20 protein-coding genes and 2 pseudogenes are annotated in these 21,203 nt (G+C 70.3%); 11 read left to right on the top strand and 11 right to left on the bottom strand.

Translation table 11 applies throughout. The annotated features are described in order from the left end of the window. Positions 1-25 precede the first annotated feature (25 nt). Positions 26-997: a quinone oxidoreductase family protein gene (locus ACTWO6_RS16795; RefSeq protein WP_446214770.1), complete on the bottom strand. Its 972-nt coding sequence runs from the start codon at positions 995-997 to the stop codon at positions 26-28. 614 nt (positions 998-1,611) lie between these two features. Between ACTWO6_RS16795 and ACTWO6_RS16790 the strand changes: the two genes are divergently transcribed. The 3 genes from ACTWO6_RS16790 (at position 1,612) to ACTWO6_RS16780 (ending at position 3,393) form a co-directional block, all read left to right on the top strand. After that, positions 1,612-1,797, top strand: coding sequence for a hypothetical protein (locus ACTWO6_RS16790; protein WP_446214769.1), 186 nt, complete (start codon positions 1,612-1,614; stop codon positions 1,795-1,797). A 333-nt stretch (positions 1,798-2,130) separates the two neighbouring features. Then, complete coding sequence (locus tag ACTWO6_RS16785; RefSeq protein ID WP_446214768.1) at positions 2,131-2,598, top strand: low temperature requirement protein A; 468 nt, start codon at positions 2,131-2,133, stop codon at positions 2,596-2,598. A gap of 471 nt (positions 2,599-3,069) precedes the next feature. Continuing rightward, the gene (locus ACTWO6_RS16780; RefSeq protein ID WP_446220684.1) at positions 3,070-3,393 is read left to right on the top strand and encodes a VOC family protein; all 324 of its coding nucleotides are present in this window, start codon (positions 3,070-3,072) and stop codon (positions 3,391-3,393) included. Positions 3,394-3,728: 335 nt separating this feature from the next. Here ACTWO6_RS16780 and ACTWO6_RS16775 read toward each other — a convergent pair whose 3' ends face one another. From ACTWO6_RS16775 to ACTWO6_RS16765, 3 genes and pseudogenes are all read right to left on the bottom strand, one after another. Further along, positions 3,729-4,667 carry an NADP-dependent oxidoreductase gene (locus tag ACTWO6_RS16775; protein WP_446214767.1) on the bottom strand — a complete coding sequence of 313 codons (939 nt, stop codon included), beginning with the start codon at positions 4,665-4,667 and terminating at the stop codon, positions 3,729-3,731. A 145-nt stretch (positions 4,668-4,812) separates the two neighbouring features. Then, entirely contained in the window at positions 4,813-5,451 is a 639-nt protein-coding gene (locus ACTWO6_RS16770) for an HD domain-containing protein (protein ID WP_446214766.1), read from the bottom strand. A 789-nt stretch (positions 5,452-6,240) separates the two neighbouring features. Next, a pseudogene (locus tag ACTWO6_RS16765) lies at positions 6,241-6,693 on the bottom strand (IS5 family transposase); the annotation flags it as partial. A 39-nt stretch (positions 6,694-6,732) separates the two neighbouring features. On the opposite strand from ACTWO6_RS16765, the gene ACTWO6_RS16760 reads away from it, so the two are divergent. Continuing rightward, positions 6,733-6,876, top strand: a complete 144-nt coding sequence (locus ACTWO6_RS16760; protein WP_446214765.1) for a hypothetical protein — start codon at positions 6,733-6,735, stop codon at positions 6,874-6,876. Between the two features lie 26 nt (positions 6,877-6,902). Here ACTWO6_RS16760 and ACTWO6_RS16755 read toward each other — a convergent pair whose 3' ends face one another. Then, positions 6,903-7,718 carry an alpha/beta fold hydrolase gene (locus ACTWO6_RS16755; protein WP_446214764.1) on the bottom strand — a complete coding sequence of 272 codons (816 nt, stop codon included), beginning with the start codon at positions 7,716-7,718 and terminating at the stop codon, positions 6,903-6,905. Positions 7,719-7,873: 155 nt separating this feature from the next. Then, on the bottom strand, positions 7,874-8,539 hold the full coding sequence (locus tag ACTWO6_RS16750; RefSeq protein WP_446214763.1) for a DUF4097 family beta strand repeat-containing protein: 666 nt from the start codon (positions 8,537-8,539) through the stop codon (positions 7,874-7,876). Between the two features lie 237 nt (positions 8,540-8,776). On the opposite strand from ACTWO6_RS16750, the gene ACTWO6_RS16745 reads away from it, so the two are divergent. Together ACTWO6_RS16745 and ACTWO6_RS16740 are read left to right on the top strand one after the other, a co-directional pair. Continuing rightward, complete coding sequence (locus ACTWO6_RS16745) at positions 8,777-9,532, top strand: helix-turn-helix domain-containing protein (protein WP_446214762.1); 756 nt, start codon at positions 8,777-8,779, stop codon at positions 9,530-9,532. Between the two features lie 666 nt (positions 9,533-10,198). Beyond that, the gene (locus ACTWO6_RS16740; protein WP_446214761.1) at positions 10,199-10,903 is read left to right on the top strand and encodes a chitinase; all 705 of its coding nucleotides are present in this window, start codon (positions 10,199-10,201) and stop codon (positions 10,901-10,903) included. A 79-nt stretch (positions 10,904-10,982) separates the two neighbouring features. On the opposite strand, the gene ACTWO6_RS16735 is transcribed toward ACTWO6_RS16740, so the two are convergent. The 4 genes and pseudogenes from ACTWO6_RS16735 to ACTWO6_RS16720 all read right to left on the bottom strand — a co-directional run bounded on the left by ACTWO6_RS16735 (position 10,983) and on the right by ACTWO6_RS16720 (position 14,899). Beyond that, the gene (locus tag ACTWO6_RS16735; protein WP_446214760.1) at positions 10,983-11,303 is read right to left on the bottom strand and encodes a TraR/DksA family transcriptional regulator; all 321 of its coding nucleotides are present in this window, start codon (positions 11,301-11,303) and stop codon (positions 10,983-10,985) included. Positions 11,304-11,798: 495 nt separating this feature from the next. Continuing rightward, a complete protein-coding gene (locus ACTWO6_RS16730) occupies positions 11,799-13,085 on the bottom strand; it encodes a D-alanyl-D-alanine carboxypeptidase family protein (RefSeq protein ID WP_446214759.1) in 1,287 nt (428 codons plus the stop codon). 138 nt (positions 13,086-13,223) lie between these two features. Continuing rightward, positions 13,224-13,464: pseudogene (locus ACTWO6_RS16725) on the bottom strand (transposase); the annotation flags it as partial. A 31-nt stretch (positions 13,465-13,495) separates the two neighbouring features. Beyond that, positions 13,496-14,899 (bottom strand): aminotransferase-like domain-containing protein, encoded by a 1,404-nt coding sequence (locus tag ACTWO6_RS16720; protein WP_446214758.1) that lies wholly within the window; start codon positions 14,897-14,899, stop codon positions 13,496-13,498. Between ACTWO6_RS16720 and ACTWO6_RS16715 the strand changes: the two genes are divergently transcribed. Both ACTWO6_RS16715 and ACTWO6_RS16710 read left to right on the top strand, forming a co-directional pair. Next, positions 14,898-15,836: a DMT family transporter gene (locus tag ACTWO6_RS16715; RefSeq protein WP_446214757.1), complete on the top strand. Its 939-nt coding sequence runs from the start codon at positions 14,898-14,900 to the stop codon at positions 15,834-15,836. The genes ACTWO6_RS16720 and ACTWO6_RS16715 overlap by 2 nt on opposite strands. A gap of 31 nt (positions 15,837-15,867) precedes the next feature. Beyond that, on the top strand, positions 15,868-16,005 hold the full coding sequence (locus ACTWO6_RS16710) for an FMN-binding negative transcriptional regulator (protein WP_446214756.1): 138 nt from the start codon (positions 15,868-15,870) through the stop codon (positions 16,003-16,005). Between the two features lie 193 nt (positions 16,006-16,198). On the opposite strand, the gene ACTWO6_RS16705 is transcribed toward ACTWO6_RS16710, so the two are convergent. After that, complete coding sequence (locus ACTWO6_RS16705) at positions 16,199-17,272, bottom strand: XdhC family protein (protein WP_446214755.1); 1,074 nt, start codon at positions 17,270-17,272, stop codon at positions 16,199-16,201. A 118-nt stretch (positions 17,273-17,390) separates the two neighbouring features. Here ACTWO6_RS16705 and ACTWO6_RS16700 point away from each other — a divergent pair, with 118 nt between their 5' ends. Genes ACTWO6_RS16700 through ACTWO6_RS16690 form a run of 3 tightly spaced genes read left to right on the top strand, consistent with a single transcriptional unit; the run spans position 17,391 to position 21,201 of the window. Further along, positions 17,391-18,263 carry an FAD binding domain-containing protein gene (locus ACTWO6_RS16700; protein ID WP_446214754.1) on the top strand — a complete coding sequence of 291 codons (873 nt, stop codon included), beginning with the start codon at positions 17,391-17,393 and terminating at the stop codon, positions 18,261-18,263. A gap of 2 nt (positions 18,264-18,265) precedes the next feature. Continuing rightward, positions 18,266-18,814 carry a (2Fe-2S)-binding protein gene (locus tag ACTWO6_RS16695; protein ID WP_446214753.1) on the top strand — a complete coding sequence of 183 codons (549 nt, stop codon included), beginning with the start codon at positions 18,266-18,268 and terminating at the stop codon, positions 18,812-18,814. Further along, positions 18,811-21,201 (top strand): aerobic carbon-monoxide dehydrogenase large subunit, encoded by a 2,391-nt coding sequence (locus tag ACTWO6_RS16690; protein WP_446214752.1) that lies wholly within the window; start codon positions 18,811-18,813, stop codon positions 21,199-21,201. Before ACTWO6_RS16695 ends, ACTWO6_RS16690 begins: the two co-directional genes overlap by 4 nt. The last annotated feature ends 2 nt before the right edge of the window (positions 21,202-21,203 follow it).

The raw sequence follows: 21,203 nt of genomic DNA, 5'->3' as shown, positions 1-21,203 counted from the left end.
GGACAGGGTCCGACGCAGGATCTGGCTACCTGACTGTGAGCAGCAACCTGCCGGGAAAGGAGGTCTGCAGGCGCCGGTGCGCCTCCGCCGCCCGCCCGAGGGGGAACGCCTCGGCGACGTGCACCTGGAACGGTCCCGCCTCGATGAACTCATTGAGGCGCTGCAACCGTTCGGGACCCGTCTCGCCGTTGTACGCCTGGACCGTCACGCCGGGTCGTTCGCGCGGCGCCGGTTGCACCCCGTTGGGGTAGGCGAGCAGGCCACCGTCGCGGAGCGCTCCGGCGAGTCGGTCCAGAGTTGCGCCACCCGCCATCGCCAGGACGCCGTCGACCCCGTCCGGGGCCACGTCGCGGATGCGGGCGAGCACCTCCGTGAGGTCGCCGTGGCCGTCAAGGGACAGGTCGGCGCCGAGCCGGGTCACCAGCGCCACGCCCTCCGCCCCGGACGCCACGGCGATCACGTTGAGTCCCTGCCGCTTCGCCAACTGCACGGCCAGATGCCCCTGGCCGCCGCTCGCGCCGAAGATCAGCACCCACGCCCCGGCGGGGAGGCCCAGGACGTCCAGTCCGGACAACGCGGTCAGTGCGTCGGTGGGCATGGCCCCAGCGTGCTCCGCCGGCACACCCGACGGCAGCTTCGCGACGTACTGCGCCTTCGTCGCCGCGTACTCGGCGTAGAAGCCACCCTTCGGCCGGGTGTACCCGTACACGTAGACCAGGTCGCCCTCCGCGACGTTGGTCACCCGCCGTCCCACCGCGGCGACCGTCCCCGCAGCCTCGGTGCCGGGCACCATCGGGAACGCGGCGCCCTCGGGCACCAGCGTGCCCTCCCGCGCGAAGGCGTCCCACACCCCCACACCGGCGCTCCACACCTTGAGCAGGATCTCGTCGTCGGCTATCTGCGGCACCGGCAGGGTACGCAGGGTGATCACCTCCGGACCCCCGAACTCGTCGAAGGCCGCCGCCTGCATCCGCTCGGGCACATCCCCCGCTGCCATGTGCGATTCCTCTCCGCCCCGCTGTGCCCGCATCCGGTGAACGCGCGTCCGGGCGCGCGTCGGCCCGCACCGGCGCTCGTAGCATGTCGTGCCCGCGGCGTCGGGGATCGCTGCCCGGGCGCCGTTCACCCGGTTGGGTCAGGGGCAGGGGGTGACGGAGGCCCGTGGGGTGGGTAGGTGTCCCGCGGCCGGTGACCGCGCCGGTCGACGAGGTTCAGCCCCGTACCGCCTCGTCGCGACCGATCTGGACACCCTCGACGGTGTTGCCCGGGGCCTGGTCACGGACGCCCGCCACCTCGCAGAGGGCCTGGGGAGCGCGCAGCAGCATGGAATCGAACAGACTCTCCTCTCCGTTCGTCGGGGCACCAGTCGGAGCGACCATGACCCGACCGCCTGGCATGGTGGTGCGGTGGACACCGGCGCGAGGGACGATGGCGTCAACGCAGAGCGGTTCCGGGTCCGGCCGGCATCCCGTCCCGCTCGGGTCGGCAGCCTTCACCGCCGCTCTACGGCGGCTTGAGGGTCCCGGCGCACGGTGGCGTGGGATGGTTCCCAGTGGTGCCGTAGAAGCGACCGGTTCCGGCCGGCCGGATGCGTGACGAGGAGGCAGCACCATGACGGATCCCGACACAGAGCTCCGGACCGAGTGGGGCGAACACAGTGCGGGCCAGCAGATCAGTGACACGACGGAGACCACGACGTCCCTGTCGGTCTGGGCTCGCGCCGCCCAGCTCGGCCGGGCCGGCGCTGACGAGGACGATCCGACGGACGAGCACCACATCCTCCGCGGCCTCGAGTAGGACGGACGCGCACCCGCCGGTGCCGACGCCGAAGCGGCCGACGGCCGCGACCGCCCTGCCCCCGGCGTCGACCGCCACCTCACCGCCGCCGGGTGGCAGAGTCCGGAATTCGTCGATGACCGCGGTGGGCGTCGGCTAGCTTGGGCCGCAGAACAGCGCCAAGCCGGCCAGGACCGACGGTCCCGGCACGCATTGCGGGAGTGGGTGGCCGCTCAGCATTCATCGATGGGCGGCCAGGGCCGGACGTGGTCGCCGGGCGTTGTGGCTGACCGAGCGCCGAGACCAAGAAGGCCTGCTGTGACGAATGGCGGACGTGGGCCGATAACGCGCACGATGATGCGTGGACAGCCGACGGATCTGCTGGAACTGTTCTTCGATCTTGCGCTCATCGCCAGTCTGACCCTCGCGTCGAAGAAGATGGCGAACGAGGACACCTGGACGGGCATGGCTCAGGCGCTGCTCGCCCTGTCGACGCTGTGGGCGGTCTGGGTCACCACCACGTCGTTCACGGACCTCTACAGTCCTCAGGAGCGACCCGTCCAGCTCGTGATCTTGGGGATCATGTTCGGCGGCATGCTGATGTCCGCCGCCCTGCCCGACTGCGTTCGGCAGCCATGGCCTGACCTTCGGCGCCACCTGGGCCGGGATCAACTGGGGCCGGAGCCTGGTGCTCATCGCGTCGCTGCGCGGCCGGAGGGAGCGGGAGCGGCCGATCCGTGTCCTGTCGTGGAGCACCGTTTCCGGCATCCTGTGGATCGTCGGCGGCCTGGTCTCCCATCCCGGTACGCGTCTTGTTCCTGAGCGTCGTCGCCACGCTCGTCGTGCTGGGCGTCGCGGCTGTGGAGTTCGTCAGACGGCAGCGCGAGGCCGGCTTACCGGCGCCCCCATGACCAGCGGATGTTCGTGAGAACCGGCGCCACTTGTGGATCACGGCCTACCGGCTTGCCGAGTTCCTTGCTTCGCGGAGGATCCGCAAGTGCGAGATCGATAACAACACCCAGGATCTCGCCGACCTCGCTCGTGCCTGCGAAGGCGAACAACGCCGACAGTCAGCACCGGCCTGACGTTCGCATCTGCCGCTGTCCGCCCGGCAGCAGTCCCTTGCGGCGTCACAGGTTAGGCGACGGTGAACGAACACGGTCCAGACATGACGTTGCCCTTGCTCCGGAAGCGGCCATACTGACCGTGCTGGCCCGTGGCCTGACCACGAAGGAGGTGTTCGCTTTGCCGTTCGGTCGGCTCCACCATCTGATCGTCGACTGCCCGGATCCGATGGCCGAGGCACGATTCTGGAGCGAGGTCCTCGGCGACCCGATCACCTACGCAGACGAGGACTTCGTCGTCGTGTCGGCCAGCACGGCGGCGTCCGGGCTGGCGTTTCAGCGCGCCGCCGATCTGACGCCGCCGACGTGGCCGGAGCCGGCAGTGCCGCAGCAGATGCACCTCGACGTGATGGTCGACGACCAGGCTGCGGCGGGGAAGGCAGTGCTCGCGCTAGGCGCGCGGCGGTTGCCCGGCGATCATGTATACGCCGATCCGGCTGGGCACCCATTCTGCCTGATCAGACGCCCTACCTGGGCACCGCCGGTTAACTGAGCTCAGCCCTGGCTCGTGCTCAGGATCGGCGCGGCTCACTTCGGCAGCCACCCGATCGTCCGGCCGACCGGCAACTGCCAGCGACCGTTCAAGTGTTCCGCCGTACGCCAATGGCGTGTCACCCGCGCGTCGCGCTGTGCCCGTTCCAGCGCGGCGGTAGGACGGTCTTGACCCACGACCACAGCCCAGCGCGCCGGCACCTTCGTGAGCCACCTGGCCATGCTCGAAACCCTGCCCGCGGTGGCCAGGTGGTCGGACGCTCGGTCGCAGGGGCGCATCCGACGACCGCGGCAGCCGTGCCGGCGATCAGCACGCCGCTGGCATTCGCACACTGATCACGAGTGCTGCGTTCCTTGTTCGTCCGCGACCTGAATGATCGTCTTGCCGGGCGTGCGGCGGTGGCGGGCGAACGCGGAGGCCGTTTCGGAAAGCGGTCGCACGGCGCCGACGATGGGGTTGAGCCGTCCGGTCCGGAGGCGCTGGGCGAGGTCGGTCAGCCGGGCGCGATCAGGTTCGACGACGAAGAAGATGGCTCGCCCGTCCTTGGGCTGCACGGTAGGTGGCATGGCGATGGTGACGAGGGTGCCGCCCGGGCGTACCAGTTCGGTCGATCGCTCGAGGATGTCGCCGCCGATGACGTCGAACACCACGTCCACCTCGCCGACGTGCTGCAAATCGTCGGCGTCCAGGTCGAGGAAGGTCTGCGCGCCGAGGCCGAGCGCGACATCACGGTCGTCGGCTCGGCCGGTGCCGATCACGCGGGCGCCCACCTCCCGCGCGAGTTGAACGGCGATCGAACCGACGCCGCCCGCGGCGCCGTGAATGAGGACGGTCTGGCCGGTCGTGAGGTGGGCGTGGTCGAACAGTCCCTGCCATGCGGTCAGTCCGGAAATGGGCAGCGCGGCGGCCACGGTGTGGTCGATGTCGGCCGCGAGGGGGGCGAGGTTGCGAGCCTCCACCGCGGTGTATTCGGCCAGGGATCCGTTGCGGGTCCAGTCGGTCAGTCCGAACACCCGCTGGCCCACGGTGAGGCCGGTGGTTCCGTAGCCGAGCTCGACCACAACTCCGGACAGCTCGTGCCCGGGGATGCTGGGTGTCCGGTCGCGACCGGCGCGATCGGACCACGTTCCCGGCCAGTCGAGCTCTCCGGGGGTGAAGCCTGCGGCGTGCACGCGCACGATGACGTCGTTTTCCGCAGCGTGGGGGTAAGGCATGTCGGTCAGGGTGAGCCCGCTGACACCCGCGTCACGGTCTCGCACGGTGATCGCTCGCATGCTCGAATCCTTTCCAAGAAAGTTCGTCGGTATGGGGTGGTTGTGGGGGCTCAGCCCGGGGTCCGCTCGTGACGCGCGTGGTGCGGCCCCGGCCGCGGAGGTCGCGGATCGCCCGTCGTCGGTGCGCTGGTGAGCCTATGTCCAATCAGCTCGGCCAGGGCGAACCGACGATGCGCTCGACCGTCGTCACGCGCTGGAAGCCGGGGATGAAGTGCTCGAGCACGTCGGAGTTCACGGTGCCGTTCGTGGTTTCGGGGCGGTTCTTCAGCCCGTCGACGTAGGCTCGCAGAAACTCGTTCTTGAAGTCCCCTCGTGGATGGACGGCGAGGATTTCGCCCAGCTGATCGTGGTCCAGTCCGTCTAGGCCGAAGCCGAGCACGTCGGTCAAGACACCGAGGTACGTGGTCGCGATTTCCGGGGCCATCCGGTCGGGGATGCCCGGCGTGGTGTGCAGCGCGATCGCCGTCCAAACGGTCTCGGCGGCGGCCGTCGAGAAACCCCGGTCCAGGAGGAACTTGCGCGCGTGGTCGGCGCCATCGACTTCGAAGCGCTGCTCGACGTCGGAAAAGGGAGTCAGGAGGCCGGTGTCGTGGAACATGGCCGCCAGATAGAGCAGCTCCGGGTCCGGTTTCACGCCAAGCTTGTGAGCGTGAATCAGGCTGAAGAAGAAGACCCGTCGGGAGTGGTGGTAGATGAGGGGGCTGGTCGTCTCCTGGATGCGCCTGGTCGCTTCGGCGACCGCCGCTGTCTCAGGAATCTCCAACCCCGCGATGACCTCTGGCATGATCTCTGACCTTTCGGGAAATGTGTGCGGACCGTGTTTCCGACCTCCATGCTGCCCACCGATCGTCGTACGGCGCCGCCCTCGTCCGGCCAGGAATCACTTATATCCGGACAGGGCGAAATCGCAGTCGTTGCTCCACTGTGCACGTAATCAGCCGAAGATCACGGAGAGTTCGATTACATGCAATAGTCGTAACGTGAGCAACCCCCGGGAGCGCGCCCGTCGCCGCCCGGCCGCTGCCGCCAAGCGCTGACCCCGGGCCTTCGCCCGAGGCACGGCCAGTGAACTGGTCCTGGCCTTTTACGGCCGTATTCCGGTGGACTCCCTGAAGCTCGACGGCGACCGACGTCTCTTCGACCTGCTTATTGCCTGGGACCCGGATGAGTAGGACGTAACGATGCGCCACCTGCTGCGCCCCGGGCCGACGGGGACACGACCGCTCAGCTCCGCCAGGTCTGCCGGAACATCGGCACCGCCCTCAAGCCCACCAGGGCGGACTGACGGCACGTCACCAAGCTGACCGTCTACCTGGTAGATCTCGAACTCCCGGCCTCCGCACGGTCAGGGACGAGTACGTCGACAGCCGGCAGCCGCCGACCGGCTCGCTGGTCCAGGTTCAGCGCGCTGGTGTACCCCGATTCCGGGTCGAGGTCGACGCCCTGGCCGTGCTCGCCGAGCCGTAGACCGGTTCACCTGTGCCAGCCCGCCCGCATGTGCTCTGAAACCGCATGGACCGGCGACAAAAGACGCAGCGCTGAGACGGGACCATCGCCCGCCCAACTAATCGTCTCAGCATGAGACGCGTAGGCGGCGGAGGCAGATGAGGCTGCAGGCCAGATCGGGCAGGCCCTGATGGAGGTCGGCGCGTCGTTCGTAGCGGACGCGGAGCCGTTTGAACTGGTGCAGCCAGGCGAACGCGCGCTCGACCACCCAGCGGACCTTGCCCAGCCCGGAGCCGTGGGCGACGCCGCGTCGGGCGATCATCGGCTTGATACCGCGCTTCCACAGCAGGCGGCGGTACTTGTCGAAGTCGTGGCCCCGGTCGGCGTACAGGCGCCGGGGCTTGCGGCGGGGCCGTCCCCGCAGGCCCCGAATGGACGGGATCGCGTCCAGCAGCGGCAGGAGCTGGGTCACGTCGTGTCGGTTCCCGCCGGTGAGCGTGACGGCGAGCGGGGTCCCGTGGCGGTCGACGATCAGATGGTGTTTGGAGCCGGGGCGGCCGCGATCGACAGGTGAGGGGCCGACGTGGTCCGCTGAAACGATCAGTTACTGCCGTCGGGCGTGCTGTACATCAAGCACCGCAACCTCAACGTGCTCGGCCTCTACAGCTTCACCGCGTCCGTCCCGCGCGAAGGACTACGGCCCCTGCGCGACCCGGACGCGGTCGAGCTGGACGATGATGACGATGGTGGCGAGGACGTGTAGTTGTCGTCAGTCCGCAGGTCGTGTCTTCAGCGCCCCCCGCGGTCGAGGGCGGCGACCTCGCGTACGGCCTCGGCGATGGCTGGGGCGTCTTTCTTCAGGATGGCGTCGTGGTTGCTGGGGACCTTGGCGCTGATCTTGATGTTCGGGTTGCGCTCGACCACCAGATTGAGGCTGGCGCGAATGCGTTCCTGCTCATCACCCTTGCTTCCGATCGACGATCCCGAAGCGACCACATACCGCGCCGGGACGGTGATGTTGTCCAGGACGGGGCCCAGCTCGCGCTCGCGGGCGAGCTTGCCGAGTTCGATGTTGCTGTCGGCCTGCTGTGCGGCGGTCATCCGCGGGGTCAGGCCCGTCGGGCGCAGCAGCGGCAGGAACCAGTTCAACCGCTTGAACAGCTTGCGGATCCGCTGCTCCATGGCCTCGTCGAGCCAGTCGTGCGGTTGCGCGCCTTCGACCATGACCGCGCCCAGGGCACGGTCGAGATTGCGGCTGGTCCAGTGCGCCGCGACGAACGCCCCGTAGGACCAGCCCACCACCAGCGGCCGGTCCACACCCCTGGCTTTGAGGACGACGTCGACGTCGCGGACGGCGGCGGCGAAGGAATAGTCGCGCGACTTCTTCGATTTGCCGCGAGCCCGCTCGTCGTAGGTGATGTGCCGGTAGCCGGGGCCGAGTTCAGCGATGACCCGCCGCCAGTACCCCTGAGTGGCGAACTGGCCATTGAGGTAGACCACAGGGATACCGGGACCGCCGGTGTCGGTGACGGCCAGGGCCGTATCGTCAACCGGCACCATGCCGGTCCACTTCGAACTGGCCGAGGAAGTGCTGTTCTTCGTCATGTATTCCACTCCGGGTCGCGTTAGGCGTCTGTACGACTTCTCGAGGCCCTGCACGTGGATCGCAGGCCCCTCGGGACGGACGGCCGCGTCGTCGGCGACGACCGACAGGATCTCGATCGCGGTGGGCCCGGCCGGACAGTCCTGGTTCTGCTCCTTCAGAGGCTGCGGGCGGTGATGTCGCCGTGGGAGGTGGTGGCGCGGATGTCGAGTTCGGCGGTGCCATCGTTCTTGAGGGCGTTGCTGATGCGGCCGTAGCCGGTGCCGGCGTCCAGGGTCGCCGAGACGCCGGCGGCGGCGGCGACCGAAATGTCGCCGGACTGGGTGCGGAGCACGACCGTGCCGCGCACGGCCTCGGTGATCCGGATGTCGCCCCTTGCGGTGCTGATCTCCGCGGGGCCGTTGAGCCGGCCGACCTCGACGTCGCCGTCGATCGCAGTGAGGCGGACGCTCGCGGCCTCGTCGATCTTGATCTGGCGGTACGCGCCTTCGAAGGCGACGTCGCCGAGGCGGCCGACGCCGCGGAGCTCGGCGCTGGCGGCCTTGGCCTCGATGCGGGAGCCGGCGGGCAGCTGGACGGTGACCTCCAGGGATCCGGAGGGGCCGAAGAGCTGATTGTTGGGGGTCGAGGCCGTGATCCGCAGGACGCCATCGGCGTAGGCGACGGTGGTCTGCTCAGCGGTCTGGACGTCCCGGCTCTTGGAGGGGTTGGCGGGCAGGACCTCGACGGTGGTGTCGGCGCGGTCTGCGGCGATGAACTGGATGCGTCCGGCGGGGATGTCCAGGACGGCGGAGATCGGGGCGGGGGTGTCGAACTTCTGCATCGTGCTCTCCCGTGCTCGCTCGTTGTTTCTGACACCGGAAACGCTACGTTGCTTTCCAGAACCCGGCAACACACCTGTTGCACGGAATCGGCATCTAAGCAGGTAGAGGCCAGGAAACTGTTGCAACGGCCTTGAGAGTAACGCAACGATGGCTGCACTGATCATTGCAATGGATGAAGAGTGAACGCTATAGTGGGGAATCAGGGACCGCCATGAAGGATCACCAAGGAGATCGCGATGCCGGGAGGCAGGCTCACCCAGCAGGAACGCCAGCAGATCGCGCTGGGGCTGGCCGACAGCCTCCCCTACGCCGAGATCGCCCGACGCCTCGACCGTCCGACCTCGACGATCACGCGTGAGGTGATGCGCAACGGCGGCCCCACCGCCTACCGCGCCGACCTGGCCCACCGCGCCACCGAACGCCGCGCCCACCGGCGCAGGCCCGCCTCCTCCCGAAGGGCGGAGTCAGTCCCCCAGCCGCACGGACGCGACGCCGAGGCCGTGGCCGAGTACGAGGAGACGCTCACCACCGTCCTCATGGCTTCGGGCCTGCCCAAGATGACGGCCCGGGTGCTGACCTGCCTGTTCACCACCGACGCCGGCAGCCTCACCGCGTCCCAACTCGCCCAGCGCCTCCAGGTCAGCCCGGCGTCCATCTCCAAAGCGATCGCCTTCCTGGAGAGCCAGAGCCTCGTCCGCCGAGAACGCGACGAACGCCGCCGCGACCGCTACCTCGTCGACGACGAACTCTTCTACCAGGCGACGATCGCCAGCGCCCGATCCAACGACCAGCTCGTCGAAACCGCACGCCAAGGCGTCGCCATCCTTGGCCCCCGCACCCCCGCCGCCACCCGCCTGGAGAACATCGCCCGCTTCCTCGACTTCATCAGCGAAAGCATCACCCGCGCCGCCGAACAGGCCCGCGAAGTCCTCCACACCAAACCCGAAACAACCTCAAACGACACCGCCCAACCAAGTCCAGACCACGGATAGACAGCCGTCTCGATCGTCACAGCCGCGGCCTGGCCGCCGCGCTGCGCCGCGCGGCGGAGTTGCTGGAGTCCCCGCCCGGCCAGTGACCGCAAGCGGCCCGCGCGCGCAGGTGTGTGCCGCGATCGCCGCGGCACTCGCTCGCAACGCCGGCCCGAATCTGACCGGGACGCTACAGGACCTGGCTTCCGACGAGTCCGCCGCAGTACGCGCGGATCTGGCGACCGCGCTGGGCGTGCCCGGTTGGCGCGGCGCGCGCTCGCTCATCGTCGCCCTCACCCAGGATCCAGACCGCGCCGTGCGAGGACGCGCCAACGTGGCCCTCACCCCGCATCCAGTAACGCCACAGCTCTACTTGGCCGCTGGTCCGGTGCTGGACTCAAACCGGCATCCGGATCTGCCGCGGACAACGCGCGGATCCTGACAGTGCGCTTTCACTGGGTGGCAAAAGCTGAGCAACACATGGCGCCGTGACTCGCTTGCAAGACCATCGATGAGACGCATCAACCGGAGTGCGGCTCTCAGCGGGCCGTCGAGCTAGATCCTGGTGACGAGCACCGAGCGGTTGGGTGGCATGTGGAACACGGTGGTGCGTCTGGCATCCACGTTCGCCGCCGTCCTTTCCCCGGGTGGCACCGGCGCAGCCAACGGTGTACACCCGCCTTCCCAGTGATCCGCTCGGACGGCGCGGTGCTCTGGGAGGACGGCATGGACGCCGGCGTCAAGGTGCCCACCCCGGCCGAGATGTGCCAGGCCAAGGCCGCCGGCCTGACCGTTCTGCTGTCGATCGGCGGCGCGACCGCCGGCATCGACATCGAGACCGGGCTCACCGGCAGCGGCGACATCACCCGGCTCTCCACCTCGCAGGCCAACCTGGTCCGCATCATCGACGGGGTGCTCGCCCAGATGCCCGCCGGCTTCGGGCTCACCATGGCGCCGGAGACCGCGTACGTCACCGGCGGCAGCGTCACCTACGGGTCCATCTGGGGGGCCTACCTGCCGATCATCAAGCGGTACGTCGACAACGGCCGGCTCTGGTGGCTGAACATGCAGTACTACAACGGCAGCGTGTGCGGCTGCTCCGGCGACTCGTACGCCGCCGGCACCGTGCAGGGGTTCGTCGCGCAGACCAACTGCCTCAACGCCGGCCTGGTCGTGCAGGGCACCACCATCCGCGTCCCGTACGACCGGCAGGTGCCCGGCCTGCCCGCGCAGTCCGGGGCCGGCGGCGGGTACCTGGCGCCGTCCTCGGTGGCGCAGGCGTGGAACACGTACCAGGGCGGCCTGAAGGGCCTGATGACCTGGTCGATCAACTGGGACGGGTCGAAGGGCTGGACCTTCGGCGACAACGTCAAGGCCCTCCAGGTCCGTTGACCCTGCGGGACCCCGCCACCGCGGGTCCATCCGGTGCGGCGCCGGAGCGGTCCGGCGGTCCGGCGCCACCGAGGCCGGGTCAGCCGTGCTTCTGCTGGCACGGTACGCAGAAGCGAGCGTGCGGCACCGCCTCCAGGCGTTCCGCCGGGATCGGCACTGCGCACCGCTCACAGGTCCCGTAGCCACCGTCGGCGATGCGCCGTAGCGCGTCACCGATCTGCGCCAGGCTCTGCCGGGTGGCGGCGATCAGCGCGGCGCGGGTGTGCGCCTCGCCGGGGTCGCCGGTGTCCGCGGTGAGTTCGGTCAGCCGCGCGGTCTGCGACTCGAACTCGGTGCTCAGGGTGTCGCGCAGCCGCGCGCGCCACTGCGGATCGAGGGTGCCTCGGAGGTCGGTGCTCATCTGGGGTTCCTTCCCTGGAAAAGAAAGAGGGCCGAAGCCGGATGGCTTCGCCCTGGTGGCCGTGCTCGCGGGGGTGTGGCTTCCCGGAGGGCCACGGCCGGTGGGAACCGGGTTCGGCAGGCCGTGGATGGGCGCGACGTCCCGCGCGTCCACCGGACGGATCGCGGCGACCGCGGACCGCTGGCCGCGGGCAGCAGCCGGCACCGCCGTGGGAACGGCGGTGGCGACCAGCTGCCGGGCCGGGAACATGCGCCACACCATAGGCCGATCGGGCGGAAACGCCAATGACATTGCGGCCGCGACGTCGCGCGGAACCTCGTCACGACCGGCGCGCTAGGTAGGGGCGTGTCCTGCCGATCTTGTAGCGGTGGGGCGGCGGTGGGATCACCGTCAGGTCATCAACGGGATTGTGGAAGCTGCGCACCGGTGCGCCGTGACCGCCGCACGTGGCGGGCCGGGACGGGCTGACGGTGATACCCGCGCCGGCAGCGGTGGTCAGCGGTGGTGGCGGATGCGTTCCCAGGTGCTCGGCGGTTCCATACCGGTACCGGTGCGCAGCGCCGTGCCGACCGGCTTACCGCCGGCGGTGACGGTGAGCTTGCCGTGTTCGGCGCCGGCCGCGATCCGCGACGGCACGGCCGGGATCCGGGCGTCGATCCGCACCTGCAGGCCCGGCCAGCCGACCACGTCGACCTTCTCGGCGGCGTTGATGGTGGTGCCGGTGCCCAGCGGGCCCCGTACGGTGGCAACCTGTTCGCCGGCCTCGACCAGCGTGTGGACGGCGAGCGCGGCCGCCGTCGACCGCAGCAGCGACCGGGTCACCGCGAACACCCGATCCAGCTGGACCGGGGTGTCGGCACCTGGCTGGCCCAGTACGGCACCGACGATGGTGAGCTTCCGGCCGCCGACGGTGACCACCGCCGCGAAGACGAGGCAGCCGCCGGCCTCGTCGGTGGAGCCGGTCTTGATCCCCACCACGCCGTTGCGGCCGACCAGCTCGTTGTAGTTCTTCACCGTACCGGCCACCGGCAGGGTCGCCCGCTTCTGCTTCACGATCTCCGCGAACGCCGGCAACGCCATCGCCTTGCTCGCCAGGACCACCTGGTCCCGCGCGGTACTCACGGTGTCGGGGTCGAGGCCGGACGGGTCGGTGTAGTGAGTACCGGACATGCCGAGTCGGTCCGCGGTGGCGTTCATCTTCTCGACGAACGCGGCCACGCTGCCGGAGTCCCAGGCCGCGAGGATGCGTGCCATGTTGTTCGCCGACGGCAGCAGTACCGCCTGCAGCGCCTGCCGTTCGGTGATCACCTCACCGGCCCGCACCTCGACGAGCGACTCGCCGCGCGCCTTCTCCGCCGGGTACGCGGCGGCCTGCTCGGCGCTGACCGTGAGCTCCGGCCCCTGCTCGCCGACGGCGAGGGGGTGCTCGGTCAGGATTACGTAGGCGGTCATCACCTTCGTCACGCTCGCGATCGGCAGCGGCTTCGATCCGCCGGAGGTGCCGAGCGTGCCGAGCCCGTCGATCGAGATCATCGCCTGGCCCGAACGCGGCCAGGGCAGTCGCGGCGCCGTACCGGGGATGGTCATCGACGCGGGCAGGGTCAGCTCGATCGTCGGGTTGTGCAGCGGATGCCGCAGCGGCGTGACGGCGTACAGCGCGCCGCCGAGGAGCAGGAGCGCCAGCAGACCGCTCAGCACCCGCGGCAGGCGACGCCGGCCGCGCCGGACCGGCGGCGCTGGTGGTATCCGGCTGAACTCCACGGTCTGCATTTCCCCGTACATCGCGTTTCCTCCCCCGTGACAAAACCGCAGCATGTTAGCAGGTTTGGCCCGTGCGAACGGGCCTCCTTTGTTCGCATTTTCCCTTGCAGGTCACCGGACGGGGATGCCGTCCGCGGCCAGGTCGAGGACCAGCGGCTAGGTCATTTTGGGGCGATCTCCAGGCCGAAGAACGCCGCCGCCCGGCGCAGGATCTCGTTCTCCTGCTCCAGCAGCTTGTTCCGGTTCCGCAGCTCGCGCAGCCCGGCGGACTCGGAGCAGGCAACACCGGGGCTGGCACCGTCGACGTCGGCCAGCTTCAACCAGCGGTGCAGACACGACTCGCAGATCCCGAAGTCCTTCGCGATCTGCGACAGCGCGCCTCACCCTTCCGAGAGAGCGACGTCGGCCCTCTCCTGGGCGGCCGACGTCGGCTAAGGTGCCGTTCCTTTGCGGAGGGCGCGGGAGAGGCGACGGACGGCCTCGTCCATGAGGTCGGGTGGGGCGGCGGCATAGGTGAGGCGTAGATGTGGGGCCGGGGGTTCGGCGGCGTACCAGGGGCGGCCGGGGAAGACGATGACGCCTTCGGCGGCCGCGGCGGCGGCCAGCGCGACGTCGTCGGTGCCGTCGGGTAGGCGGGTCCACAGGTGCAGGCCGCCGCGCGGGACCGCCTGCTGGGCGAGTTCTGGCAGGTGCCGGCGGAGCGCGGTCAGTAGCGCCTCGCGCCGTGTCCGTAGCGCGGTGCGCAGGGCGCGGCGGTGACGCGCCCAGGCTGGGGCGGTGACGAACTCGAGCGCGGCCTGCTGCAGTGGGCCGGCTACGAAGAAGTCGTCGAGCAGCCGGGCCGTCCGCAGCCGAGCGCCGGCCGGGCCGCGGGCGCCGATCGCGGCGACGCGCAGGCCGGGAGCTGACGATTTGGTCAGTGAGCGCAGGTAGATGACGTGCCCGTCGGGGTCGTCGGCGGCCAGTGGTGGCGGGGTCTCCCCGTCGATGGTGAGGTCGCGGGCGTAGTCGTCTTCGATGAGGAACGCCCCGGCGTCGCGGACGGCCTCGGCGACCTGGGCCCGGCGGTGGTCGGCCAGTGTCGCGCCGTGCGGGTTGGCGTAGAGCGGCTGGCAGTAGAACAGCCGGGCGCCGGTGCGGGCGAACGCGGCGGCGAGTTGGTCGGGCCGTACGCCGTCGGCGTCGGCGGGCACGGGGACCACCCGCAGTCCGGCGGCCTGGGCGGCGGCCAGTGCGCCCAGGTAGGTCGGCGACTCGACGAGCAGGGTGTCGCCGGGCGCGGTGAGCGCGCGCAGCGCCGACGACAGCGCGGCCTGTCCGCCGGGGCAGATCACCATGTCGTCGGCGCGCAGCCCGGTCCCGGCCTCGCGGGCGAACCAGGCGCGCAGATCCTCACGCCCCTCGGCCGGTCCGCGCTGCCAGGACGCGGGCTGCCGGGCGGCGCGGGTGAGCGCGGCGCCGAGCACGGCGGCCGGCTGCAGTTCCGCGTCCAGGTAGCCGCCGGACAGCGGGATCGCTCCTGCGGGCGGTAACGCCAGTAGCGCCTGCATCTCCTCCTCGCCCGGTCGGCGGGGGCCGAGCGCGACGGTCTGCCAGGACAGGTCGGGGGCGCGTCGCTCCTCCGGCGGCGCGGCCACGAAGGTACCCCTGCCGGATCGTGCCTCGATCAGCCCCTGAGCCACCAGCTGCCGGATCGCCTCGGCGACGGTGACCGGCGAGGCCTGATGCCGGGCGGTCAACTCGCGTACCGAGGGCAGCCGCGTGCCGGGATCTGCGGCGGCCACGAGCCCGCGCAGATCTTGGATAACGCGTTCGGCAGCGTTACTGTTGCTCATGAAAGATCAGAGTAGCGCTACTGTCAAGACCACGGTAACAGCGGACCGGGTCGCCGGCCTCGCCCTCGGCGCGTTGGGCGTGCTCGCCTTCAGCATGTCGCTGCCCGCCACCCGTGTCGTCGTGCAGCAGCTCGACCCGTGGTTCGTCGCCTTCGGCCGGGCCGTGGGCGCGGCGCTGCTGGCATGGGCGTACCTGCGTTTCACCGGCGCGCCGCGACCCACCCGCGGTCAGTGGCGGCGGCTGACGATCGTCGCCCTCGGCGTCGTCGTCGGCTTCCCGCTGTTCACCTCGCTGGCGCTGATCACCCAGACCTCCGCCCACGGCGCGGTCGTCATCACCGTGCTGCCCGCCACGACCGCAGTGTTCGCGGTGCTACGGGCCGGCGAGCGCCCGCCGCTGCTGTTCTGGGTCGCGAGCGCCGGCGGGCTGCTGGCGGTGCTCACCTTCCTCGGCGCCAGCGGTGCAGTGCACGGTGCACTGTCCACCGCCGACCTGTTCCTGCTCGCGGCGGTCGTGCTCTGCGGCCTGGGCTACGCCGAGGGCGGCGCGCTCGCCCGCGAGCTGGGCGGCGCCCGCACGATCTGCTGGGCGCTGCTGCTGTCGCTGCCCGTCACCGTGCCCATCACGGTCGTCGCCGCCGTAGCCGATCCCCCGCACGCCGACGCCATAGCCTGGTCGGCGTTCGGTTACCTCACCGTGGTCTCCATGTTCCTGGGCTTCTTCGCCTGGTACGCGGGCCTGGCCCGGGGCGGCATCGCGCAGGTCGGCCAGATCCAGCTCGCGCAGCCGGTGCTCACGCTGGTCTGGTCGGCGCTGCTGCTCGGCGAGACCGTCACCCCGGCCTCGATCGCGGCGGCGCTGGTGGTGCTGGCCTGCGTCGTACTGATCCAGCGCACCCGCAACAGCGCGCCAGCCCCCGCAGTGGGAAAGGCCTGACCATGGTGCCCCCACCTGGAACCACCTCGTCGTGCACGCCTACGGCGAGCTGGTGGTGCACGGCGACCCGCCCTGGGTCGACGCACAGGTACGGCGGCTGACCGACCAGCACGAGGCCGGCCGCACCCGTGGTCGGACGACGACGCACCGGAGGGCTTCATCCGAGTAAAGCCAGGTCAACTGACTGCCCTCGTTTTCGTACTCTCATCGGTGTCCGAGGGACGGCACGGGCCAACTGTTCGATGGGCTCTTCCGGTCCGCCGAAGAGGCCACCGACTGAGACGACCTCCGGTCGGCGTTGCGGACCGCAGATTCGGGCGACCGCCCGCCGGATGATCAGTTCGCGGCGTGGGCGCAGCTGGTCAGGGGTGGTGGATCGGGGCCTCAAGGTCGGTGAGGGGGCGACCGGAGCCACCCCAGGCCTGGGCGATGATCTCGGCGGCGATCGCCACGGCCGTCTCCTCCGGCGTCCGCGCGCCGAGGTCAAGCCCGATCGGGGAGGAGACCCGGGCCAGGGCGGCTTCGTCCACACCCGCCTCGCGTAGCCGGCGCAGTCGGTCCTTGTGGGTGCGACGGCTGCCCATCGCGCCGATGTAGCGGGCGGGGGTGTGCAGGGCGACCTCGAGCAGCGGTACGTCGAACTTCGGGTCGTGGGTCAGTACGCAGAGAACCGTGCGCTCGTCAACGGTCGTCGACTCCAGGTACTTGTGCGGCCACTGGACGACGAGGTCGTCGGCGTCCGGGAAGCGCTTGCGGGTAGCGAACACCGGGCGAGCGTCGCAGACCGTGACGTGATAGCCGAGGAACCGGCCGATCCGGGCCACCGCGGCGGCGAAGTCGATCGCGCCGAAGATGATCATCCTGGGCGGGGCCACGTATGACTGGACGAAGACGGACACCTCATCACGTCGCTGCTCCCCGTGCGCACCCAGGTGGACCGTGCCGGTGGCGCCGAGCGCGAGCATGCCGGCCGCCAGCCGCGCCGCCGCGTCGTCCAGGTCGGGCTCACCGAGGCTGCCCGCGACCCGGTCGGGCCAGACCACCAACTGCGCGTCCTCGACCGACGCCGTGGCGACCGGCCGGCCGTCCCGGATCGCGGCGAGCACCTCGTCGGGCTCGGCCATCGCGACGTCCGGCTGGACCAGGATCTCGATCGTGCCCCCGCAGGTCAGCCCCACATCGAACGCGTCGTCGTCGCTGACGCCGTAGGTCTGGGTCCGGGCCTTACCGGTCTCGAGCGACGCCAGGCAGAGCTCGTAGACCGCGCCCTCGACGCAGCCGCCCGAGATGCTGCCAAGGACCTCGCCACGGGCAGACACGGCCATGGCCGCGCCCGGCTGCCGAGGCGCCGACTGCCAGGTCCGTACGACGGTCGCGACGGCGAACGCGACGCCGGCGGTGCGCCAGGCCGTCAACCCGTCGACGATGTCCCGCATGGCCGCACGATCCGCGAACCGCGGCGGCACCGTCAACGCCGACCTAAGTAGTTGCTTAGGTCGGCGTTGACTTTGGTCCGCGCCGGGACCAGATTTTCCCGGACTGCGGAGGTGCGACATGCAGGTGCCGGCACCGTTCGAGTACGAGCGAGCCACCAATGTGGATCACGCCATCAGCCTGATGGAACGGCTGGGCAGTACGGCGCGGCTGATCGCCGGCGGGCACAGCCTGCTGCCGATGATGAAGCTGCGGCTGGCCAATTTCGACTATCTCATCGACATCAACGACCTGCACGCGGAACTGGGCTACATCGAGTCGGCCCCCGACGCGGTACGGATCGGCGCGCTCACCCGCCATCGGGAACTGCTCGAATCCGCCACACTGGCGGCAGCGTTCCCGATCTTCGCCGACGCCGAGCGGGTGATCGCCGACCCCGTGGTGCGCAACCGCGGCACGCTGGGCGGCTCACTCTGCCAAGCCGATCCGTCCGAGGACCTCTCCGCCGTCTGCACGACGCTGGACGCGAGCTGTGTGATCCGCGGGCCGGGCGGCACCGAGCGTGTCGTGTCCATGGAGGAGTTCCACGTCGGGCCGTACGAGACGGCCGTCGGCGACGGCGAGATCCTGGTGGAGATCCGGCTGCCGGTGCGGCCCGGCTGCGGCAGCGCGTACGAGAAGGTCGAGCGCCGGGCCGGTGACTGGGCGGTGGTCTCGGCCGGTGCGGCGGTCTGGCTCGACGACGGCGTGATCGCGGACGCCCGGGTCGGACTGGCCGCGGTGGGCCCGAACACCACAGGAATCCCGGAGATTTCAGCGGCGCTACGTGGCCGGGAGCCCACCGAGAGCCTCTTCGAGCAGGCCGGGGCGATCGCGGCGCGCAGCTGCGACCCGACCACCGACCAGCGCGGCAGCGCGGACTACAAGCGGCACCTGGCCGCCGAGCTGACCAAACGGACCCTACGCCGGGCCGTCGAACGGGCGAGGAGCTGAGCATGCAGGTCACGATGATCGTCAACGACGTCGAGGTCACCCGGGAGATCGAGGGCCGCCTGCTGCTGGTGCACTTCCTGCGGGACGTGCTGGGCCTGACCGGCACGCACTGGGGCTGCGACACCAGCAACTGCGGCACCTGCGTCGTCTGGCTGGACGGCGAGCCGGTGAAGTCGTGCACGGTACTGGCCGCAATGGCCGGCGGCCACGAGGTGCGCACCATCGAAGGCCTGGCCAAGGGCGCCGAGCTCGACCCGATCCAGCAGGGCTTCATCCAGTGCCACGGCCTGCAGTGCGGCTTCTGCACGCCGGGCATGATGATGACCACCCGGGCGCTGCTCAACAAGAACCCGGACCCGACCGAGGCGGACATCCGCGAGGCGATCTCTGGCCAGATCTGCCGGTGCACAGGCTATGCCACCATCGTGCGCTCGGTCCGCTGGGCCGCCGTGCACGAGGCGGCCGCCGCCGCCCGGGTCAGCGAGACCACCGAATCAAGCGAAGCCGGCGAGATCGCGGAAGCCGGCCAGCCCGCCGGGAGCGTCGCATGACGACCGTGCACGAGCGCGTGGACACCTTCCACGACAACGACCAGAAGCCGATCGGGTACGGCCGGATGCTGCGCAAGGAGGACCCGCGGTTCGTCCGCGGCCGCGGCCGGTTCGTCGACGACATCCAGCTGCCCGGCATGCTGCACCTCGCCATTCTCCGGGCGCCGGTGGCGCACGCCCGGATCGTCGGCATCGACACGAGCGCCGCCGAGGCCTCCCCCGGGGTCAAGGCGGTGGTGACCGGGGCGATGCTGGCGCAGCAGGGCCTGGCCTGGATGCCGACCCTCTCCAACGACGTGCAGGCCGTACTCGCTACCGACAAGGTGCGCTTCCAGGGCCAGGAGGTGGCGTTCGTCGTAGCCGAGGACCGGTACGCGGCGCGGGACGCACTCGAGCTGATCGACGTCGAGTACGACGTCCTCGACCCGGTCATCGACGCCCGCCGCGCGCTTGAACCGGACGCCCCGCTGATCCGGGACGACCTCGAGGGCAAGGCGAACAACCACTGCTTCGACTGGGAGACCGGCGACGAGGCGGCCACCGAGGCGGTGTTCGCGAGCGCCGACGTCGTGGTCAGTCAGGACCTCGTCTATCCCCGGGTGCACCCGGCACCGATGGAGACGTGCGGGGCGGTCGCCGAATTCGACGCGGTCGACGGCAAGCTGCGGCTCTGGTCCACCACCCAGGCGCCGCACGCGCACCGCACCCTCTACGCCCTCGTGGCGGGCATCCCGGAGCACAAGATCCAGGTGATCTCGCCGGACATCGGCGGCGGCTTCGGCAACAAGGTGCCGATCTATCCCGGGTACGTCTGCGCCATCGTCGCCTCGATCGTCACCGGCAAGCCGGTGAAGTGGATGGAGGACCGGTCGGAAAACCTCATCAGCACCGGCTTCGCGCGCGACTACATCATGCGCGGCGAGATCGCGGCGACCCGGGACGGCCGGATCCTCGCCATCCGCACCAACGTCCTCGCCGACCACGGCGCCTTCAACGGCACCGCCGCGCCCGTGAAGTACCCGGCCGGGTTCTTCGGGGTCTTCACCGGCAGCTACGACATCGAGGCCGCCTACTGCAAGATGACCGCGGTCTACACCAACAAGGCGCCCGGCGGCGTCGCCTACGCCTGCTCGTTCCGGATCACCGAGGCCGTGTACCTGGTCGAGCGGATCGTCGACTGCCTCGCCGACGAGCTGGGCATGGACCCGGCCGAGCTGCGGCTGAAGAACTTCATCAGACCGGAGCAGTTCCCGTACACGACGAAGACCGGCTGGGTGTACGACTCCGGCAACTACGAGCCCACCATGCGGCTGGCGATGGAGATGGCCGGCTACGCCGAGTTGCGTCGCGAGCAGGAGGAGAAGCGCGCCCGGGGCGAGCTGATGGGCATCGGCATCTCGTTCTTCACCGAGGCCGTCGGCGCCGGCCCCCGCAAGAACATGGACATCCTCGGACTGGGCATGGCGGACGGCTGCGAGTTGCGCGTGCACCCGACCGGCAAGGCCGTGGTCCGGCTCAGCGTGCAGTCCCAGGGCCAGGGGCACGAGACGACGTTCGCCCAGATCGTCGCCGAGGAGATCGGGATCCCGCCGGCTGACATCGAGGTGCTGCACGGCGACACCGACAACACCCCGTTCGGCCTCGGCACGTACGGCAGCCGCTCGACGCCCGTCTCCGGCGCGGCGGCGGCCCTGGTCGCCCGCAAGGTCCGCGACAAGGCCCGGATCATCGCCTCGGGCATGCTCGAGGTCTCGGTCGCCGACCTGGAGTGGGAGAAGGGCGCCTTCCACGTCAAGGGAGACCCGGGCAAGTCCGTCACGATCCAGGACATCGCCATGCGCGCGCACGGTGCCGGGGACCTGCCCGACGGCGTCGAGGGCGCGCTCGAGGCGCAGATCTGCTACAACCCGTCGAACCTGACCTACCCGCACGGCGCGTACATCTGCGTGGTGGACGTCGATCCCGGCACCGCGCAGGTGAAGGTGCGGCGGTTCATCGCGGTCGACGACTGCGGCACCCGGATCAACCCGATGATCATCGAGGGGCAGGTGCACGGCGGGCTGACCGACGGGGTCGGCATGGCGCTGATGGAGATGATCGCCTTCGACGAGGACGGCAACTGCCTCGGCGCGTCGCTGATGGACTACCTGATCCCGACCGCGCTCGAGGTGCCCGACTGGGAGACCGGCTTCACCGTCACCCCGTCGCCGCACCACCCGATCGGCGCGAAGGGCGTGGGTGAATCGGCCACGGTCGGCTCGCCGCCGGCCATCGTCAACGCGGTCGTGGACGCCCTCAAGCCCTTCGGCGTACGGCATGCCGACATGCCGTTGACACCGTCGCGGGTCTGGGACGCGATGCGCGGCCGGGCCCGGCCGCCGATCTGAGG

It is taken from the genome of Micromonospora sp. IBHARD004, assembly GCF_052814115.1.
Note: the sequence above shows the minus strand (reverse complement) of the source record. Positions and strands in the feature narration are given on the sequence as shown.

Coding starts and splice junctions, on each gene's coding strand:
- ACTWO6_RS16795 (WP_446214770.1), bottom strand. CDS start 997: ATGGCAGCGGGGGATGTGCCCGAGCGGATGCAGGCGGCGGCCTTCGAC.
- ACTWO6_RS16790 (WP_446214769.1), top strand. CDS start 1,612: ATGACGGATCCCGACACAGAGCTCCGGACCGAGTGGGGCGAACACAGT.
- ACTWO6_RS16785 (WP_446214768.1), top strand. CDS start 2,131: ATGATGCGTGGACAGCCGACGGATCTGCTGGAACTGTTCTTCGATCTT.
- ACTWO6_RS16780 (WP_446220684.1), top strand. CDS start 3,070: ATGGCCGAGGCACGATTCTGGAGCGAGGTCCTCGGCGACCCGATCACC.
- ACTWO6_RS16775 (WP_446214767.1), bottom strand. CDS start 4,667: ATGCGAGCGATCACCGTGCGAGACCGTGACGCGGGTGTCAGCGGGCTC.
- ACTWO6_RS16770 (WP_446214766.1), bottom strand. CDS start 5,451: ATGCCAGAGGTCATCGCGGGGTTGGAGATTCCTGAGACAGCGGCGGTC.
- ACTWO6_RS16755 (WP_446214764.1), bottom strand. CDS start 7,718: ATGACGAAGAACAGCACTTCCTCGGCCAGTTCGAAGTGGACCGGCATG.
- ACTWO6_RS16750 (WP_446214763.1), bottom strand. CDS start 8,539: ATGCAGAAGTTCGACACCCCCGCCCCGATCTCCGCCGTCCTGGACATC.
- ACTWO6_RS16745 (WP_446214762.1), top strand. CDS start 8,777: ATGCCGGGAGGCAGGCTCACCCAGCAGGAACGCCAGCAGATCGCGCTG.
- ACTWO6_RS16735 (WP_446214760.1), bottom strand. CDS start 11,303: ATGAGCACCGACCTCCGAGGCACCCTCGATCCGCAGTGGCGCGCGCGG.
- ACTWO6_RS16730 (WP_446214759.1), bottom strand. CDS start 13,085: ATGTACGGGGAAATGCAGACCGTGGAGTTCAGCCGGATACCACCAGCG.
- ACTWO6_RS16715 (WP_446214757.1), top strand. CDS start 14,898: ATGAAAGATCAGAGTAGCGCTACTGTCAAGACCACGGTAACAGCGGAC.
- ACTWO6_RS16720 (WP_446214758.1), bottom strand. CDS start 14,899: ATGAGCAACAGTAACGCTGCCGAACGCGTTATCCAAGATCTGCGCGGG.
- ACTWO6_RS16705 (WP_446214755.1), bottom strand. CDS start 17,272: ATGCGGGACATCGTCGACGGGTTGACGGCCTGGCGCACCGCCGGCGTC.
- ACTWO6_RS16700 (WP_446214754.1), top strand. CDS start 17,391: ATGCAGGTGCCGGCACCGTTCGAGTACGAGCGAGCCACCAATGTGGAT.
- ACTWO6_RS16695 (WP_446214753.1), top strand. CDS start 18,266: ATGCAGGTCACGATGATCGTCAACGACGTCGAGGTCACCCGGGAGATC.
- ACTWO6_RS16690 (WP_446214752.1), top strand. CDS start 18,811: ATGACGACCGTGCACGAGCGCGTGGACACCTTCCACGACAACGACCAG.